The sequence below is a fragment of the Pseudarthrobacter sp. NPDC059871 genome (assembly GCF_042731175.1).
Taxonomy (GTDB): Bacteria; Actinomycetota; Actinomycetes; order Actinomycetales; family Micrococcaceae; genus Arthrobacter.
This window is the reverse complement of the sequence record NZ_JBHWJV010000013.1, coordinates 13,600-31,396: the sequence shown is the minus strand read 5'-3', so window position 1 is coordinate 31,396 and position 17,797 is coordinate 13,600. Positions and strand designations below refer to the sequence as shown.

The 17,797-nt window shown below is 66.3% G+C and carries 17 protein-coding genes and 3 tRNA genes; 4 read left to right on the top strand and 16 right to left on the bottom strand.

Features of this window, described 5'->3' with window-relative positions; all coding sequences use genetic code 11:
- Positions 1–30 precede the first annotated feature (30 nt).
- The 5 genes from ACFV4R_RS17035 to rpsB all read right to left on the bottom strand — a co-directional run bounded on the left by ACFV4R_RS17035 (position 31) and on the right by rpsB (position 4,383).
- Complete coding sequence (locus tag ACFV4R_RS17035) at positions 31–957, bottom strand: phosphatidate cytidylyltransferase (protein ID WP_377203664.1); 927 nt, start codon at positions 955–957, stop codon at positions 31–33.
- Positions 957–1,514, bottom strand: a complete 558-nt coding sequence (frr, locus tag ACFV4R_RS17030) for a ribosome recycling factor (RefSeq protein WP_015936600.1) — start codon at positions 1,512–1,514, stop codon at positions 957–959. Before frr ends, ACFV4R_RS17035 begins: the two co-directional genes overlap by 1 nt.
- 123 nt (positions 1,515–1,637) lie before the next feature.
- Complete coding sequence (pyrH, locus tag ACFV4R_RS17025; RefSeq protein WP_056083488.1) at positions 1,638–2,375, bottom strand: UMP kinase; 738 nt, start codon at positions 2,373–2,375, stop codon at positions 1,638–1,640.
- A 163-nt stretch (positions 2,376–2,538) separates the two neighbouring features.
- The gene (gene tsf, locus ACFV4R_RS17020; RefSeq protein WP_056083491.1) at positions 2,539–3,375 is read right to left on the bottom strand and encodes a translation elongation factor Ts; all 837 of its coding nucleotides are present in this window, start codon (positions 3,373–3,375) and stop codon (positions 2,539–2,541) included.
- Between the two features lie 126 nt (positions 3,376–3,501).
- On the bottom strand, positions 3,502–4,383 hold the full coding sequence (rpsB, locus tag ACFV4R_RS17015) for a 30S ribosomal protein S2 (RefSeq protein WP_377203663.1): 882 nt from the start codon (positions 4,381–4,383) through the stop codon (positions 3,502–3,504).
- Between the two features lie 446 nt (positions 4,384–4,829).
- On the opposite strand from rpsB, the gene ACFV4R_RS17010 reads away from it, so the two are divergent.
- Positions 4,830–5,411 (top strand): M23 family metallopeptidase, encoded by a 582-nt coding sequence (locus ACFV4R_RS17010; protein WP_377203662.1) that lies wholly within the window; start codon positions 4,830–4,832, stop codon positions 5,409–5,411.
- On the opposite strand, the gene ACFV4R_RS17005 is transcribed toward ACFV4R_RS17010, so the two are convergent.
- From ACFV4R_RS17005 to ACFV4R_RS16980, 6 genes are all read right to left on the bottom strand, one after another.
- Entirely contained in the window at positions 5,408–6,598 is a 1,191-nt protein-coding gene (locus tag ACFV4R_RS17005; protein ID WP_377203661.1) for an acyl-CoA dehydrogenase family protein, read from the bottom strand. The two genes, ACFV4R_RS17010 and ACFV4R_RS17005, sit on opposite strands and share 4 nt — an antisense overlap.
- Positions 6,599–6,836: 238 nt before the next feature.
- Positions 6,837–6,910 (bottom strand) — tRNA-Ile (locus ACFV4R_RS17000).
- A gap of 71 nt (positions 6,911–6,981) precedes the next feature.
- Positions 6,982–8,175, bottom strand: coding sequence for a glycosyltransferase (locus ACFV4R_RS16995; protein WP_377203660.1), 1,194 nt, complete (start codon positions 8,173–8,175; stop codon positions 6,982–6,984).
- 112 nt (positions 8,176–8,287) lie between these two features.
- Complete coding sequence (locus ACFV4R_RS16990) at positions 8,288–9,196, bottom strand: DMT family transporter (protein WP_091719201.1); 909 nt, start codon at positions 9,194–9,196, stop codon at positions 8,288–8,290.
- The gene (locus ACFV4R_RS16985; protein WP_377203659.1) at positions 9,196–9,819 is read right to left on the bottom strand and encodes a CDP-alcohol phosphatidyltransferase family protein; all 624 of its coding nucleotides are present in this window, start codon (positions 9,817–9,819) and stop codon (positions 9,196–9,198) included. Before ACFV4R_RS16985 ends, ACFV4R_RS16990 begins: the two co-directional genes overlap by 1 nt.
- Positions 9,820–9,961: 142 nt before the next feature.
- Complete coding sequence (locus ACFV4R_RS16980) at positions 9,962–10,816, bottom strand: phage holin family protein (protein WP_377203658.1); 855 nt, start codon at positions 10,814–10,816, stop codon at positions 9,962–9,964.
- A 178-nt stretch (positions 10,817–10,994) separates the two neighbouring features.
- Between ACFV4R_RS16980 and ACFV4R_RS16975 the strand changes: the two genes are divergently transcribed.
- The 3 genes from ACFV4R_RS16975 (at position 10,995) to ACFV4R_RS16965 (ending at position 12,906) form a co-directional block, all read left to right on the top strand.
- Positions 10,995–12,215, top strand: a complete 1,221-nt coding sequence (locus ACFV4R_RS16975; protein WP_377203657.1) for a multidrug effflux MFS transporter — start codon at positions 10,995–10,997, stop codon at positions 12,213–12,215.
- A gap of 12 nt (positions 12,216–12,227) precedes the next feature.
- Positions 12,228–12,407, top strand: coding sequence for a hypothetical protein (locus ACFV4R_RS16970; RefSeq protein WP_091719195.1), 180 nt, complete (start codon positions 12,228–12,230; stop codon positions 12,405–12,407).
- Positions 12,408–12,498: 91 nt separating this feature from the next.
- Entirely contained in the window at positions 12,499–12,906 is a 408-nt protein-coding gene (locus ACFV4R_RS16965) for a hypothetical protein (RefSeq protein ID WP_091723908.1), read from the top strand.
- A 53-nt stretch (positions 12,907–12,959) separates the two neighbouring features.
- Here ACFV4R_RS16965 and ACFV4R_RS16960 read toward each other — a convergent pair.
- The 5 genes from ACFV4R_RS16960 to dusB form a co-directional block, all read right to left on the bottom strand.
- Positions 12,960–13,032 (bottom strand) — tRNA-Asn (locus ACFV4R_RS16960).
- A 135-nt stretch (positions 13,033–13,167) separates the two neighbouring features.
- A tRNA-Asn gene (locus ACFV4R_RS16955) sits at positions 13,168–13,240 on the bottom strand.
- Between the two features lie 69 nt (positions 13,241–13,309).
- A complete protein-coding gene (gene dnaG, locus ACFV4R_RS16950; RefSeq protein ID WP_377203656.1) occupies positions 13,310–15,244 on the bottom strand; it encodes a DNA primase in 1,935 nt (644 codons plus the stop codon).
- 52 nt (positions 15,245–15,296) lie between these two features.
- Complete coding sequence (locus ACFV4R_RS16945; RefSeq protein ID WP_377203655.1) at positions 15,297–16,655, bottom strand: deoxyguanosinetriphosphate triphosphohydrolase; 1,359 nt, start codon at positions 16,653–16,655, stop codon at positions 15,297–15,299.
- On the bottom strand, positions 16,603–17,781 hold the full coding sequence (gene dusB / locus ACFV4R_RS16940; protein WP_377203654.1) for a tRNA dihydrouridine synthase DusB: 1,179 nt from the start codon (positions 17,779–17,781) through the stop codon (positions 16,603–16,605). The genes ACFV4R_RS16945 and dusB overlap by 53 nt, the downstream gene beginning before the upstream one ends.
- Positions 17,782–17,797: the final 16 nt, after the last annotated feature.

The window sequence follows — 17,797 nt, the reverse complement described above, 5'->3', positions numbered from 1 at the left end:
AGGCGGGAGATTCCCCCGCAAGCAGGGGGTTTACCAGCTTCCGGTGACAAACCCGTAGAGGACGTAGACCAGCGGGGACGCAAACACGATGGAGTCCAGCCGGTCCATGACCCCGCCGTGCCCGGGCAGGATGCTGCTCATGTCCTTGACGCCAAGTTCGCGTTTCACCATGGACTCGGCAAGGTCGCCGGCAGTGGAGGCGGCCACTGTGCCGACGGCCAGGACCACGCCCACCCACCAGGGCTTGTCCAGGATGAAGAGGCAGGCGAGGACGCCGATCAGGACGGCACCGGCCACAGATCCGGCAAAACCTTCCCAGGACTTCTTGGGGCTGATCTTGGGCGCCATGGGGTGCTTGCCCAGCGATGCTCCCACCAGGTAGCCGAACGTGTCATTGGAGACCACCAGCAGCAGCATGACGGCGATTTGCCAGGCGCCTTCCGGAACGGCACCTCCCGGCCAGAGTCCCAGCGGGGTGGCACCCCCGGAGGCGTGCAGCGGCAGCGCGGCGAAGCTGATGAAGAACGGCACCCAGCCGAGGGTGAAGACCCCGGCAAAAATGCTGTTAACCGAGCCTGCGGCGGTGTCGATGGATCTCCAGAGCAGCACCGCCACCGAGCTGAGGAGCATGGCGAAGAGCAGGCTTTCGACGCCGCCAAAGTACGCCACGAACGGCATGGCCACCGTGCCGGTCATTACCGGAACGATGGGCATCCTGGTGCCGTTGGCCTCCAGGGCACGGTAAATTTCCCAGACACCGAAGATGGCGAACGTGGTGGTGACCGCCACGAAACCCAGCGGAAGGAATAGCAGCCCGCCCAGCACGGCGAGCAGCATGGCCAGGCCCACCCCAACGGCCGCCGGAAGGTTCCGGCCGGCCTTGGGCGTTGGATTGCTCCTGGGCCGCTTCCCCCGTATGCGCGCCCGTGGTGCGGGGGCCTGATCTGCCTGGCCCATCAGACTTCGAGCAGCTCTGCTTCCTTGCGCTTGAGCAGCTCATCGATGCCATCCACGTGGGCCTTGGTGAGGCCGTCCAGCTCCTTTTCGGCCCGGGTACCCTCATCTTCGCCGGCTTCGCCGTCCTTGACCAGGCGGTCCAGGGCTTCCTTTGCCTTGCGGCGGATATTGCGGATGGACACCTTGGCGTCCTCGCCCTTGGTCTTGACGATCTTGACGTATTCCTTGCGGCGTTCCTTGGTCAGTTCCGGGATGGTGATCCGGATGACGTTGCCGTCGTTGGACGGGTTGGCCCCTACCTCGGAATCGCTCAGGGCGCGTTCGATGTCCCGCAGCGCGGTCTTGTCGAACGGGGTAATCAGGATGGTGCGGGCGTCAGGGATGGCGAACGAGGCGAGCTGCTGCAGGGGTGTGGGCGAGCCGTAGTAGTCCACCAGGACCCTGTTGTACAGGCCGGGGTTGGCGCGGCCGGTGCGGATGGAAGCGAAGTCTTCCTTGGCAACCTCTACGGCCTTGTCCATCTTCTCTTCGGCTTCGAGCAAGGTTTCTTCGATCACGGTCTCTCCTGGGGTTCTGGTGCGGTCCGGGGGCCGGCTCCATGCACGCGTGGTTCTCTGTCGCTGCTTCCGCCACCGCCCGGGGGCGGCAGCGGAACTGTCCTGAAAACATCCTAGCCGGAGCTAGGCGGAGACCAGGGTGCCCAGCTTCTCTCCACGGATGGCGCGGGTGACGTTGCCTTCGCCTTCCATGCCGAAGACCACCATGGACAGGTCGTTGTCCTTGCACATGGTCATGGCGGTCTGGTCCATGACACGGATGTCGCGCCGCAGGGCGTCGTCGTAGCTCAGGGTCTCCAGCCGTTCGGCAGTGGGATCCTTCTTGGGGTCCGCGGTGTAGACGGCGTCAACGCCGCTCTTGGCCATGAGGACAACATCCGCGTGGACTTCAAGGGCACGCTGGGCGGCCACGGTGTCCGTGGAGAAGTACGGCAGGCCGGCACCGGCACCGAAGATGACCACGCGGCCCTTTTCCATGTGGCGGATGGCGCGGCGCGGGATATAGGCCTCAGCAACCTGTCCCATGGTGATGGCGCTCTGCACGCGCGTCTCCACGCCCGCCTGCTCCAGGAAATCCTGCAGGGCGAGGCAGTTCATGACGGTACCGAGCATGCCCATGTAATCGGCCCGCGAGCGGTCCATGCCGCTCTGGGACAGTTCGGCGCCGCGGAAGAAGTTGCCGCCGCCCACCACGATGGCCACTTCAACGTCCGGGACGGCTGCGGCAATCTGCTTGGCGACGTTACGGACGGTCTCGGGATCAACACCGAGCTTCCCGCCGCCGAAGACCTCGCCGGAGAGCTTCAGGAGGACCCGCCGTCGGCTCTTCTCTTGCTGCATTACAGTATTGACGGCTTCCATGGTGCCTTCCCGTTGGTGACGTTCGAAAAAAGGTTATCCTGCCGGAACCGGTGGCCGGAACCAATGATGCCCGGTGCCCGGCGCCCGGCGCACAACTCAGGGCACAAACCGTGCGCATGCAAAAGGGGCGGCCACCGAAGTGGCCACCCCCTTACGTGTTCGACTAGGCGCCGACGCGGAAACGCGCGAACGCGGTTCCCTTGACACCGGCCTCTTCGAGGATCTGTGCCACGGACTTCTTGGCGTCCTTGGCGAAGGCCTGGTCAACCAGCACCTCACCCTTGTAGAAGCCCGTAACGCGGCCTTCCACGATCTTGGTGAGGGCGGCTTCGGGCTTGCCCTCGGCCTTTGCGGTCTCTTCGGCGATGCGGCGCTCGGACTCGACCAGGTCGGACGGAACGTCCTCGCGGGTCAGGTAGTTCGGGGCCATGGCGGCGATGTGGACGGCGACGTCGTGGGCGGCGGTGGCAGCGGCTTCGCTTTCACCGTCGACAGCAAACAGGACGCCGACCTGGGCCGGGAGGTCCTTCGAGGTCTTGTGCAGGTAGGCGTCAACCGTTGCACCCTCGATGCGGGAAATGCGGCGGACGACGACCTTCTCGCCCAGGACAGCGCCTTCTTCGATGACGACCTCGGACAGCGGCTTGCCGTCGACATCGGTGGCGAGGAGGGTTTCGAGGTCGGCAGCGCCGGACTCGACGGCGACGGCCAGGACCTTGTCGGCCAGCTGGATGAACTTGTCAGCCTTGGCAACGAAGTCGGTCTCGCAGTTGACCTCGATCATGACGCCGACGCCGTTGCTGACCTTGGCGGCAACGAGGCCTTCGGCGGTGGAGCGGCCTTCGCGCTTGGTGGCGCCCTTGAGGCCCTTGATGCGGATGATTTCGATGGCCTTTTCGGCGTCACCGTTGGCTTCGTCAAGAGCCTTCTTGACGTCCATCATGCCGGCGCCGGTGCGCTCGCGCAGGGCCTTGATGTCAGCGGCAGTGTAGTTCGCCATGTGAACCCCTCTGTCTAGAAATTTGTTGTGGTGTACGGACTGACAGGATGGCTGCCCGCGGTGCGGGCGGCCATCCTGTCAGCAGCTCCGGCTGCGGACAGCACGGAGAATCCGGATTTAGCTGTGTTACTTGGCGTCTTCGGCGGGAGCCTCGGCAGCAGCCGGGGCTTCAGCTGAAGCTTCAGCAGCAGCCGGAGCTTCGGCGTTTTCTGCCGGAGCAGCCGCAGCAGCTTCCTCGGCCTTGCTGCCTTCGAGGAGCTCGCGCTCCCACTCAGCCAGCGGCTCTTCGGGAGCTTCGGTGGTGCCCGAGCCGCGGTTGTTGCGGGCGATCAGGCCCTCGGCGACGGCGTCGGCAACAACGCGGGTCAGGAGGTTCACGGAGCGGATGGCGTCGTCGTTGCCCGGGATCGGGAAATCGACTTCGTCGGGATCGCAGTTGGTGTCCAGGATGGCCACAACCGGGATGTTGAGCTTCTTGGCCTCGTCAACAGCGAGGTGCTCCTTCTTGGTGTCCACGATCCAGAGCACGGAAGGTGCCTTGGTCAGGTTGCGGATACCGCCCAGGTTGGACTCGAGCTTGGTGAGCTCGCGCTTGAGGAGCAGCAGTTCCTTCTTGGTGTAAGCGGAACCAGCAACGTCGTCGAAGTCGATCTCTTCGAGTTCCTTCATACGCTGGATACGCTTGGCGACCGTCTGGAAGTTGGTCAGCATGCCGCCGAGCCAGCGCTGGTTCACGTAGGGCTGGCCCACGCGGGTGGCCTGCTCGGCGATTGCTTCCTGGGCCTGCTTCTTGGTGCCGACGAAGAGTACGGTGCCGCCGTGGGCAACGGTGGCCTTCACGAACTCGTAGGCGCGGTCGATGTAGGACAGCGACTGCTGAAGGTCAATGATGTAGATGCCGTTGCGCTCGGTAAAGATGAAGCGCTTCATCTTCGGGTTCCAACGGCGGGTCTGGTGTCCAAAGTGGACGCCGCTGTCAAGCAGCTGGCGCATAGTTACGACGGGCATGCCGACGCTCCTTCCGGCAGGTCATTCATGAGATAGCCGCGAGGCTTCTTACCCTGCCAATAGTTGACGGTTGATTAGCGTGGCCCGGGTTGGGCCGTGCTCCTGGCATCCATCGCGCTTCCCATCCGTACTGTTGGACGGACCGCAGGAGGCGCGATCCTCCGTCGGTGCGGCCGGGGCCGTGCCGTTGGAGGGCAGGATGCGCGTAGTCAGCCGGCTGCTCCCCCACACTCCTGAATGAGTTGTGCCGACGCAACCTGGACAGGCAGCATCACCGAAAAGGTGGACTGCCGGGGCGGGACGCGTTGAGGGCGCAGCAAACTGCTCCGTCAATAGTACTACAGCGACCACCGCCCACGGGACGCGCGGCGGGTGCCTTCAGGGCTTTTCCACATAGGCACGGGAGTCCCGTGACCGCGCCGTTTTGACGGGCGCATGCTGGGCACATGAAACCACCGGTCCTGCTTGCCGCGCTGCTGCTGCTTCCTGCGTCGGTCTCATCCATCCCGCAGCCGCTGTCCTACAGTCCGCGGGAGCCGGGCCACCCGCGGGCAACGCTCCAGGCGCTTCCGACGGCGGCGGGAGACATGGGTGCTTCCGTTGCCAACCCGTCGTGGGAGTGGCCGCTTACGCCCCGCCCGCCAGTACTTCGCATCTTTGATCCGCCGCCCAAACCGTGGCTCAGCGGCCACCGGGGAGTGGACCTGGAGACGTCAGGTCCTGCGGCGGCAGTGGTGTCGCCGGCGGCTGGAACTGTCAGCTTTGTGGGTGTAGTAGTGGACCGGCCGGTGATCACCATAGATCACGGCGGCGGCCTGCGGAGCAGCTTCGAGCCTGTGGACAGCCCGCTGGCGGTTGGCAGCGCGGTGACGCAGGGGCAGGTCATCGGCACCGCCCTCCCCGGCCACTGCCCCGCCGCCGGTTGCATCCACTGGGGCGTCCGGCAGGGCGAGGAGTACGTCAATCCCCTGCAGTTCGTCCTGGACCTGAGGCCTTCGGTCCTGCTGCCCCTGCGGGGAACGCCCTAGACGATGGCCGAGATACCGGTGATGGCGCGGCCGGTGACCAGGGTGTTGATCTCGGCAGTGCCTTCGTAGGAGTAGATCGCCTCCGCATCGGCGAAGATCTTCGCCATGCCATAGTCAGTGACGATGCCGTTGCCGCCGAGGATGCTCCGTCCCATGGCTACGCTCTCGCGCATCCGTTCGGTGGTGAAGGCCTTTGCCAGGGCAGACTGCTCATCCTTGGCCAGTCCGTCATCTTCGAGCTGGGCGAGCCGCACCATCATCCCCATGGAGCTGACGGCGTTGCCCAGGATCTGCACCAGCTGGTTCTGGATGAGCTGGAAGGATGCCAGCGGGCGGCCGAACTGCTTGCGCTCCACGGCGTAGCTCCTGGCAACGTCGAAGGCCGCCAGCTGCTGGCCCACCGCCTGCCACGCCACAGCCAGCCGCGTTACCTTCAGGACCTTGTTGACGTCCCGGAAGCTGTTCGCGTTGGCGAGCTTGAAGAAGTCCGGCACCACGACGTCCTCGAGGACAATGTCGGCGTTCTGCACGGTGCGGAGGGAGATCTTGTTCTCGATCTTGGTGGCACTGAAACCGGGCAGGGTGGTGTCGACGAGGAAGCCCTTGACCTGATTGTCAGCGACATCGCGGGCGTAGATGACCACCCAGTCGGAGAAGGTGGCGTTGCCGATCCAGCGCTTGGCACCGTTGAGGATCCAGGTATCGCCGTCCCGGCGTGCGGTGGTGCGGGTCCCGCCTGCCACATCGCTGCCCCCCAGCGGTTCGGTGAGGCCGAACGCGCCGATTTTCTTCAGCGCATAGATGTCCGGCAGCCACTCCTCCTGCTGTTCCCGGGATGCCAGCGCTTCGATGGACCCCGTGAAAAGCCCGTCGTGGACACCCAGGAAGGTAGCAATGGAGGCGTCGGCGCGGGTCAGTTCGGCATGGACCAACCCGGCGAAGACGTTGGAGTGGCCCTGGCGCCGGACAGGGCTGACGAGGTCCACTTCGGCGAGCTTCGGGATGAGGTCCATGGGGAACTCCCCCCTGTTCCAGCAGTCCGCGGCGATGGGGCGGACTTCGCGGGCCAGGAAGTCGCGGACCTCGGCGAGCCGGTCCCGCTCCTTGGCGGACAGGAGCTGTTCGAAAGCGTAGAAGTCGCCGTCCGCGTAGGGAAGGTCATGGGGGTCTGCAGCAGGAGTGGACATGGTTGCCTTCCGGGAATCAGCGTGCTTTGCCCACTGGCGGGGCGCAGTAAGTTACTGGTCAGTAACATACCGCAGATCCGGCGGTTAGGAAAGGAAGCAGGGTCCATGAGGACGCCCGGCAGGTGCGGGCACCCATGTGCCGGGCGGCGCACGAATCCGGATTAACGCAAAAACCGCGGCCGGACGTTGATCGTCGGCCGCGGTTGCGCGTTTCTGCCCGCCGCTGCACGCGGCGCAGTAGGGCTACTCGGACTTGAACCGAGGACCTTAGGATTATGAGTCCCGCGCTCTAACCAGCTGAGCTATAGCCCCGAAAAGCCCCAGGCCTTCCGCGCGGGGCGCGGCGGCAGGGCAGGAACACTCTAGCAAATGCCGGGGTGCTCTCAGACCACCATGTCCTCGTACCGCGCGCCGCGGTACAGGTCCTCGAAGGTCTGCAGGGTGCCCTGGATGCTGTGCGGTTCCACCATCTGGCGGCTGGCCTGGCCCATGGCGGCCTGCTGGTCCTTGGGAAGCTCCAGGATCTGGGTGATCTTCTTGGCGAGGTCGTCGCTGTCGTTGGGGGTGAACAGGTAGCCGTTCTGCCCGTCCCGGACAAGGTGCGGCAAGGCCATGGCGTCTGCCAGGACCACGGGGGTGGACGCGGACATCGCCTCGAGCGTCACCAGCGACTGCAGCTCGGCCGTTCCCGGCATGCAGAAGAGGTTGGCCTGGATGTAGGCCGTCCGGAGGTCCTCGTCGCTGGCGAGGCCCAGGAACTTCACACGGCCTTCCAGTCCGAGGCGCTGCACCAGCTCTTCGAGCGCCGGCCGCACCTCGCCGCCGCCGACGATCTCCAGGTGCACGTTCAGTTCCGGCGGGGTCTTGCTGATGGCCTTGATCAGCACGTCCACGTGCTTTTCCTCGGCCAGGCGGCCAGCGAACAGCACCGTGGGGTGGGCGTGCGGTTCAATGTTTTCCCCGGGCTGCAGCTCGTAGGCGGCGGAGTCGATGCCGTTGGAGAGCGGGAGCACCTTGCGCAGGAACGCGTGCTCATGCATTGCCTTGGCTGCCAGCGGAGTTGGGGTGGTGACCACGTCCGCCTGGCCCATGACCTTGCCCATGTCTTTCCAGGAGATCCGTCCCACGATGTCCTTGAACCACTGCGGGAACGGCAGGAACGGGTTGAGGTTTTCCGGCATGAAGTGGTTGGTGGCGACGATCCGGATGCCGCGCCTGACGGCCTCGTAGAGTACGTGCTCGCCAATCATGTAATGGCTTTGGATGTGCACCACATCAGGCTTGACCCGGTCGAACAGCAGGCTGATTTCCTTCTTGATCTCCCAGGGGAGGCAGATGCGGAACGTCTCGTGCGTGGGCACGCTGTGCGAACGGAGCCGGTGAACGGTCGCTTCGTCGCGGAACTCGGAGTAGCTCTTGCCCTTGCCGTCGCGGCAGGCCAGAACATGGACGTTGTGGCCCCTGCCGGTCATGCCCTTGGCGAGGCGGTAGCCGAACTGGGCGGCGCCATTCACGTGGGGCGGGTAGGTGTCCGCGGCGATCAGGATGGTCAGTGGCTGGTCGGCTGGCGTGGTCACGTGGAGGGCTCCTGATGGTCACGGTGCGGACAGTGTTGACTGGCTGCACGGTTGGCCGCCGGCGTCGGCGCGGCTGGGCCTCATGGGCTGGATGGCTGGTGGGCGGATAGGACTAGTGGGACGGCCTGCCCGGGGACTTCCGTGCGTCCTTCTTGCGCTTGGTGACCTCGGGGTGGTGCCGCGAAAGGGCGATAACCCCAACGATAGCAAGGAGCGCGGCGGTTCCCATGGCAATGGCCATGACGGCGTGGACGTCGGGGCGCAGTTCACCCAGGATGATGATGCCAATGGCGATTCCCACCATGGGATCAATGACCGTCAGGCCGGCGATGACCAGGTCCGGCGGACCCGAGGAGTACGCGCTCTGCACAAACCAGGACCCCAGGCCTCCCGCGGCGATGATCGCCACTACCGAGTACCACTGCACGTTCAGCAGGAACAGTCCGTTGGGGTCGAGCAGGTGCTTGCCGATGATCCGGGTCAGGACCGCAACGAAGCCGAACAGGACACCGGCGCCAAGGATGTAGATGAAGGCGTTCATCCTGTGCCGGAACATCACTGCCAGGGTCCCGAAGAGGCCAACCGCAAGGGCGAGGAGCAGCACGATGGTCAGCTCGTCCTCCGGGCTGACGTGGTGGTTCTCCTGGGTGACGTTGACCGCGAGGAGGACGAAGAGTGCGGACCCCGTCACGCAGGCGGTAATGGCCACCACCGTGGCGCGGTTGATGGTGAGGTCCTGGTCCCGCGCATTCACGATGGTGGTAATCACCAGGGCAATGGCGCCGATCGGTTGGATCACGGTCAGCGGCGCGGACACGAGCGCCACCGCATTCATGGCCATCCCGGCGCACAGGAGCAGCAGGCCGAACACCCAGCGGGGATTCCGCAGCAGGCGCAGGAATCCGTTCGAACTCAGGGCGAGTCCCCCGGTATCGGCCTTCACTGCACTGCCCTGGCGCTGGGCTCCCAGGGCGAGGCAGAACGCTCCCAGCACGGCGAGGAGGACGGCCATCCATATCATCAGGAAGTCCCGCCGTCGGACGTTGTCCGGGCCCTGCCCTTGCGCAGCATGGCCCAGACATAGTTGTAGGCGGCGATCCAGTGGCCCACCAGGCCCAGGCCCAGCACGATCCACGCCCCGATGAAGAGTGCGTGGGAGAAGCCGGTGTCCAGCCGGGAAAGCACCAGCATGGGGGTGCCGAGGAGCAGCAGTCCGGTGCGCACCTTGCCCACCGCGCTGACGGGGAGGTCAGGGTGGCCGCTGAAGAGCGAGAGCGTCAGCGCCAGCAGCACGGCGTCCGGAATGACCAGCGCCGCCAGGTAGAGCCAATGCACGACGCCGGCAATCACCAGGGTGACGGCTACGGCCAGGAGCGCCAGCCGGTCCGCGATGGGGTCCAGGACCCGGCCCAGCCGGGAAGCCTGGTCGAACCGGCGGGCAACGTAGCCGTCCACCCAGTCGGTGCACGCCATGACCGCCAGGACCACCACACCGGCGCCGTATTCCTTTTGCGCCAGCACAAGCCAGATGAAGAGCGGAACCCCCATGAACCGCACCACGGTGAGGAGGTTGGGGATGGTGAACACGATGTCATGGTCAACCTGGGGGCGGTCCGGACGGGAACCGGCACCAATGAACTTCACCTGTCCCCCTTCCTGTTGCCGCCCTGCGGCGTGGTCCTGCCGGACAGTGGCCTGCCGGCGGCTGCTGTGCCGCCCGCCACCTCGTGGCCCGGAATGTTGATGCTGCTGCTTGCCCGGGCACTCCTGCCCGGCCGGGTTGGTCCTAGTAGGTGCGGATCAGCTTCCGCAGCAGGACCACCAGGACGGTGCCCGCGGCGGCCAGTGCGGCCAGCGGCTTCCACCGGTCCTGCAGCCCGCCGGAGGATTCCGACAGGCCGGCGAGCTTGTGGGCTGCTGCGTCCTTCCCGCGCCCGGCCAGCACCTGCCCCTGCCGGGCCTTGTCCTGGGCAACCGCGAGCAGGTACCTGCCCTGGGTTTTGACGTCCAGTTCCGTTCCAAGGTTGTCACGGACCTCGGTGAGGTGCTGGCGGCGCTGGCTCAGGCGGCGTGACAGTTCCGGCTCAGACGCATGCGGGAATTCCTTGTCGTGCTCGGCGGCCTTGGCAGCCTTCTCGGCCTTCGCCTTGGCCGCGGCCTCTTCCTTGGCAGCCTTTGCGGCCTTGGCCTCGGGGCTCGCCGGGTCCAGCACGGCGGGGTTGAAGGCCGAGCCTTCCTTGGCCACGCCGATATCGTGCTTGATGCCGCGGATGGTTTCTTCCGGCAGCAGGGGCATGGCCTTCTTGAACCTGGCCAGGCCGATGAGGCCGCCCACCAGGGCAATCAGCAGGAACGCGGCCGAGACCAGCAGTGCCGCCAGCCAGGCGGGCATGATGGTGGCCAGGCCCATGATGGCTGCAACGATCAGTCCGACCACCAGGAGGGCCAGGAAGACCAGGGCAACGGCGAAGAAGGCGGCAGCGACGCCCACCTGCACGCCTTTGCGCTTGAGTTCGATCTTGGCGAACGCGATCTCGTCGTTGATCTGGCGGGGCGCCAACCTGGCAAGGAGCTTGACCGTTCCGGGCAGCGCGGTGATGCGCAATCCGGGTCTGGTCTGCCCGCTGTGACGTCCGCTCATCGGTTCCGCCTAACTGGTTTGTGTGCTCGATCCGGCATCGTTTGTTCCGGGAAATGTGCACAGGCACAGTCCCCGCCACAAAACTACCATTCAGGTTCAGGGCGAACTTCGGGGCTTGCCGGGCGGCACGGATTACAACGCTGCAAATCATGGGGTGCCGGGCCTAGGATGGACATCCGTGACCACTGCTTCCAATCCGGGCGACCTGCTCAGCCGCCGCCGCAGACTTTTGTACATTTTCCTCCTCGGCGCCCTGACCGCCCTGGGGCCCTTCACGATCGACCTGTACCTGCCGGCCTTCCCCGCACTGGAGGCCAGCCTCGGGGTTACCGAGGCGCAGGTGCAGCTCACCCTGGCAGGAACCACCCTGGGCTTTGCGTTCGGCCAGCTGGTGGTGGGTCCGTTCAGTGACAAGTTTGGCCGCAGGAACCCCCTGATCATGGCCACGGCGCTGCACATCGCCGCGTCGATCGGTGCGGCGCTGTCCACGGACATCACCACCCTGGGGATCTTCCGCGTGCTCATGGGTGTGGGCGCCGCGGGCGGCGGCGTGGTGGCGATGGCCATGGTCCGCGACCTGTTTTCCGGCTACGCCATGGTGAAGATGTTTTCCAGGATGGCACTGGTCAACGGCCTGGCACCCATCCTGGCGCCGGTGATCGGCTCGCAGCTGCTGCTGGTGATGCCCTGGCCCGGAATCTTCGTGTTCCTGGCCTCCTACGGCACACTGGTGATCGTGGCAGCGCTGGTCCTGGTCCGGGAAACGCTGCCGCCGGAGAAGAGGGGGCAAAGCGGCATGACGGCCCGGCAGCGCTACCGGGTCCTGTTCAGCGACCGGATCTTCGTGGGCCTGCTGATGGTGGCGGGCCTGAACTTCGGCGGACTCTTCACCTACCTCTCGGCCTCGCCGTTCCTGTTCCAGGGCCTGTTCGGCTTCTCAGCCCAGGAGTACGGGCTGCTCTTCGGTATCAATTCGCTGGGTATTGTGGCCGGCGTCCAGACCAGTTCGCGGCTGATCAGGCGCGTCCCGCCGCAGTGGATCCTCGCCGCCGCAACGGCCTGGATGTTCCTGATGGCCCTCCTGATCGTGGTGTTCGGCCTCCTCGGCTTCGGCCTGTGGGGCGTCATGGTGCCGTTGTGGTTCTACATCCTGGGCACCGGGTTCATGTTCCCGTGCGTGCAGGTCCTGGCGCTGGCGAGCCACGGGGCCCAGGCCGGCACCGCCGCTTCCCTGCTGGGTGCCGCCACCTTCATGATGGCCGGGCTCATCTCCCCCGTGGTCGGGTGGCTGGGCATCAGCAGCGCCAGCATGGGAGGGGTCCAGGCTGTCTGCATCCTGCTGGCGATGGCAGCCCTGTGGCTGGTGGTCCGTCCCCGCACGGTCCCGGCCATCACCTGACATGATGAGGGCATGAAACACCGGCCGCACCGGAATGGACGGGGACTCTTCCTCGGGGCGGTGCTGGGCGCCGTCGCGGGCTACTTCGCGGGCCGCGCCGCCGGCAACCCGGCGATGGGCATCATTCTTGGTTCACTGGCCGGCGCGGCGCTGCTGTACCGCGTTAACCCGGGCAGCCGGAACCGGCGCTGAATCCCCGGTTTGGACGGCACCTGCAGCAATTGCCGGAGGCAGCAGCCGCGTGGCTGTACCGGGGCAATTGGCTGCGCGATAAAATGTGTCCGTGCCCAGTTGGCAGGATCGACCCCAGCTACCGGCCACATGGCAGCGATGCGATGCCCGGATCCTGCCCCTGTGGTGGGACCGGGCGTGCGCGCAGATGGGTGAGCAGTCGGCCGCCCTGTACGCCGCCGGGCTTTTCACCGAGGACCGCCGCAGGCCCATCGCCCAATGGTTCAACCCCGCGTTCAAGGCCGCCCTGCTGGTGGCACCCGAAACCTCTCCGGAGTGGCCCGTGCAGCGGTTCGGCATCTTCTATGCACCGCCGGATGCAGGCTTCGTGCGGATCCACTCTGCCCCGCACGAATGGAGCCCCCGGCAACCCCGCAGGTCCCCCACCGAGCAGGAAGCCTTCCTGGCTGCGATAGCCGAGGCAGAGAGGTTCCTGCAGGTTGAAATGGACTTTGTTTGAGGAAGCAAAAAGCCCCCGTCCTCCAGTGGAGGACGGGGGCTTTTCCGTGCAAGCTCCTCCTGCTGGACTTGAACCAGCAACCCTTCGATTAACAGTCGAATGCTCTGCCAATTGAGCTAAGGAGGAATGAAGCAGGTACGACCTTAGCAAAGGATTCCGGCAAAAGTGAAATCGGCGGATTCCCCTGCCGTCCGGCCTCTTCCGGGCGCGAAAAGGAACAAAAAAATCCCCGTTCCGGAGGACCGGAACGGGGATTGACAGCTCCTCCTGCTGGACTTGAACCAGCAACCCTTCGATTAACAGTCGAATGCTCTGCCAATTGAGCTAAGGAGGAATGAAGCGGGTATTAGCCTAGCAAACACCCTGGCTGGAAGCGAAATCGGCGCAGCGACGCCGCTCCACGTCAGGCATCGGAACGCAGGGACCTGCGCTCCATCTCGAGCATCATCAGCTCGCGGTTGAGGCGCTGGAACGCCTCAGGGTCTGCAGCGGGATCGAGCCGCTGGAGCTGGCCCATCTTGTCCGCCTTGACCCGGGTGATCTGCAGCTCGAACAGGCGGGACAGGATGTCCCGGCAGTACTTCTGCACACCCTCCTCCGTGCTTGCCGGCAAAGGCACCACCGCCAGCTCGGACACCAGCGGGCGGAGCGGCTCCGGGACCTCATGCATCACGTGCTCCACCCAGCGCGCAGGATCGGTCACCATGCCGGGGCCGGTGGCGCGCATGGCGTCATGGACGGCCTGGAATGCCGGGGTGGCAAACCTGGCGGCGGCGAAACGGTCCCACACGGCCCCGGAGAGCAGCGCCGGCTCCTGCAGCGCCACCTCCAGCGCCTGGCGTTCCATGGAGGCCACAGGGTCCCGCGGGTCGGGGCGGTGATAGGACGGGACAGCGCCCGACGCCGGTCCGGCAGCAACGCCGGGCCCGCCGGCTTCTGCGGACCTTCCGGCAGCGTGGCCGCCCTGTTGTGCCGCGGCGGCCCCGGCACCCCCCTGTGGGCCTGCAGACCCGCGTTTCATGGCGGCAGCCACGGCCCTGTTGGCCTCTTCGACGGACATGCCCAGCCATCCCGCCAGTTCGCGGGCGTAGGCGGGCCTGATGCCGGCGTCGCGGATCTGTGCCACCACCGGGGCGGCTTCCCGCAGCGCTGCGACGCGGCCTTCCACGGTGTCCAGGTTGTGTCGCTTCAGCGACGCCCGGATGGCGAATTCGAAGAGCGGCCGGCGGCTGCTGATGAGGGCCTGGACGGCTGCGTCCCCACGGGCCTGGCGAAGGTCGCACGGATCGGCGCCGGTGGGTTCCACAGCCACGTAGGTCTGCGCGGTGAACCGCTGGTCCTCCTCGAAGGCACGCAGGGCCGCCTTCTGGCCGGCGGCGTCGCCGTCGAAGCAGAAGACCACCTCTCCCCCGGTGCCGTCGTCGGAGAGCAGGCGCCGGGCGATCTTGATGTGCTCGGTGCCGAACGCCGTGCCGCAGGTGGCTACCGCCGTCGTAATTCCCGCAAGGTGGCAGGCCATCACGTCAGTGTAGCCCTCCACCACCACCAACTGGCGCTCCTTGGCGATGCTTTTCTTGGCGAGGTCGATGCCGTAGAGGACCTGGGACTTCTTGTACAGCGTGGTCTCGGGGGTGTTCAGGTACTTGGGCCCTTGGTCGTCCTCGTAGAGCTTGCGCGCGCCGAACCCGATGGTGTCACCGGCGATGTCCTTGATGGGCCAAATGAGGCGTCCCCGGAAGCGGTCGTAGATGCCCCGGTTGCCTTCACTGAACATGCCCGTGAGCTTGAGTTCGGCATCGGTGAAGCCGCGGCCGCGCAGGTGCTTGAGCAGCGCGTCCCAGCCCTGCGGGGCGTAACCGCAGCCAAAGTGCTCGGCGGCAGCGCGGTCGAACCCGCGGCCGAAGAGGAAGTTCCGTGCCTCGGCGGCGCCGGGGGTCAGCAGCTGGGCCCGGAAGAATTCATCGGCAATCTTGTGGGCGTCCAGCAGCCGCTGGCGCCGCCCCACCTCCTCGCGGTTGGGCCCCGTGCCGCCGTCCTCATAGCGCAGCTCATAGCCGATGCGGGCGGCAAGTTTCTCCACTGCCTCGTGGAAGGAACTGTGGTCCTGCTTCTGCACGAAGGCGATGACGTCACCGTCCTCGCCGCAGCCGAAGCAGTGGTACCTGCCCACCTGCGGGCGGACCGTGAACGACGGCGAGCGCTCGTCGTGGAATGGGCACAGGCCTTTGAAGGTCCCCAGCCCGGCACCCTTGAGGGTGACGTAGCCGTCCACCACTTCCTTGATGTCCGTGCGCTGGCGTACTTCGTCGATATCTTCACGTTTGATCAGGCCAGCCACAGAGTAATCCTAGTCCCGTGGACTGACAGCCCGGCCCCGCCCGTAATTCCGCTCACCACAGCGAGGGCAGGCTCCCCACGAGGCGCTCGTACATGGCCAGGGCGGACCCGTCGGTCAGCGACGCCACCTGGTCGATCACCACGCGCAGCCGGGCACCATCGTCCCCGGCATCGCGCCAGTCGGCGGCGAACATCGGCTCCAGGTGCCGGTCGCCGGTGGCGCTCAGTGCCGTGACCAGGGCGTGCAGGACCTCGCGCTGGCGTTCATAAATGGGTTGCCGGTGCTCGGTGGTCATGACGAACGTGGTGGCCATGCCCTTCATGACGGCGATCTCCATGACCGTCTCGTCCGGAACCATGAGCTCGGCGCTGTAGCGGGTGAGCCGGCCCGGCCCGTAGACCGAGCGCGTCGTTTCGAGGGCGCTCTGGCAGAACCGGCCGATGAGCTGGCTGGTCATGTTCTTCAGGGCGCCCATGGATTTGCGGCTGCCGTCAGCTTCCCGCACCCAGACGTCGGTGGCCTCCAGCCGGGCCAGTGCGGCGTCGATGGCGGCGGGGTCGTTGTGCGGCAGGTACCACTGCTTGGCGTAGCCCACCACGCGGGCACGGTGGTCCGGGTTGTCCATCCACCGCAGCTGAAAGTGCCCGGCAACAATGGCGTCCTCCACGTCGTGGACGGAGTAGGAGATGTCGTCGGCCAGGTCCATCACCTGGGCCTCCAGGCAGGAACGCCGCTCGGGCGCACCGTCCCGGATCCAATTGAAGATGGGGAGGTCGTCCTCGTAGGCACCGAACTTGCTGGTGCGCCGGCCGTGGATCACCGGTGCCTCGAGCGCGGACCAGGGATATTTCGACGCCGCGTCCAGGCTGGCGCGGGTGAGGTTCAGCCCGGCGGGATGGCCGCCGGCGGTGAGCACCTTAGGTTCGAGCCGGGTGAGGAGCCGGAGGGTCTGGGCGTTGCCTTCGAACCCGCCGATGGCATGCGCCACCTCGTTCAGGGCGGACTCCCCGTTGTGGCCGAACGGCGGGTGCCCCAGATCGTGGCTCAGGCAGGCGGTGTCCACGACGTCCGGGTCGCAGCCCAGGGCGCGGCCCAGTTCGCGGCCCACCTGGGCCACCTCGAGGCTGTGGGTGAGCCGGGTCCGGACGAAGTCGTCCGTGTCCGGGGCCACCACCTGGGTCTTCGCCCCGAGCCGGCGCAGGGCCGATGAGTGCAGCACGCGGGCCCGGTCGCGTTCGAAGTCCGAGCGGTAGGTGCTCTTGGGCGGCTCCTCCACCCAGCGGGCGGAGTCCCGGGAGCCATAACCGGAGAACGCTCCGGCCGTGGCGGGGCCGGCGGGAGTTTCGGCTACGGGAACCTCAGCCACCGGAAACGTCCAGTTCGGCCGCGGCGATGTCCCGCGACTGTGCATCGTTCAGCGCCCGGGAATCCAGCCAGTCCTTGGGCAGGGCGGGCCGCTTGGGTGACCCGGCACGTCCGCGCGGGCCTTCTGCGTCGCCGCCGGGGTAGGGCGAGTCCAGGTCCAGCTCGGCGAGGGTGTCGCGGAGGATTTCCAGGCTGGTCACCAGTGCCAGCCGGGTGCGGAGTTCGCCGCCCACCACGTAGCCCTTGAAGTACCAGGCGATGTGCTTGCGGATCTCCCGCAGCGCCTTGCCCTCGTCACCAAAGGTTTCCACCATCAGTTCGGCGTGCCGGTAGACGCCCTCGGCCACCTGGCGCAGGTTGGGGCGGTGGCGGACGTCGCTGCCTTCGAACGCTGCCTGCAGGTCGCCGAAGAGCCACGGCCTGCCCTGGCAGCCGCGGCCCACCACCACGCCGTCCACGCCGGTTTCGCGGACCATGCGCACGGCATCTTCGGCGGACCAGATGTCGCCGTTGCCCAGTACCGGGATGTCCGGCAGGGCCTCGCGGAGGCGGGCGATGGCCGACCAGTCCGCCTGGCCGGAGTAGAACTGCGCCGCGGTGCGGCCGTGGAGCGCCACGGCGGCAACACCGGAATCGCGGGCGATCCGGCCGGCGTCGAGGTATGTCAGGTGGTCATCGTCGATGCCCTTGCGCATCTTGATGGTCAGCGGGACGTTGCCCTTGGACGCTTCCCGCACGGCTGTCTGCACGATGGCGGTGAAGAGGTCGATTTTCCACGGCAGGGCGGAACCGCCGCCGCGCCGGGTGACCTTCGGGACGGGGCAGCCGAAGTTCAGGTCGATGTGGTCCGCGCGGTCTTCTTCCACCAGCATCCGGACAGCCGCGCCCACTGTGCCGGGGTCCACCCCGTAGAGCTGGACGGAGCGGACTTTCTCGTCATCGTCGTGCGAAATGATCCGGAGGGACTCGGGGGTCCGCTCCACCAGCGCGCGGGACGTCACCATTTCGGCCACGTACATGCCGCCGCCGTATTCACGGCACAAACGGCGGAAAGCGGAATTGGTGATCCCTGCCATGGGGGCCAGGATGACCGGCGTGTCCACGGTGAGGGGACCCAGCTTCAGGGGCGGGAGTTCCAGCCGGGCGGTGGGTGGGGTTGCTGCAACAGTCACTGTTCCATTGTTGCAA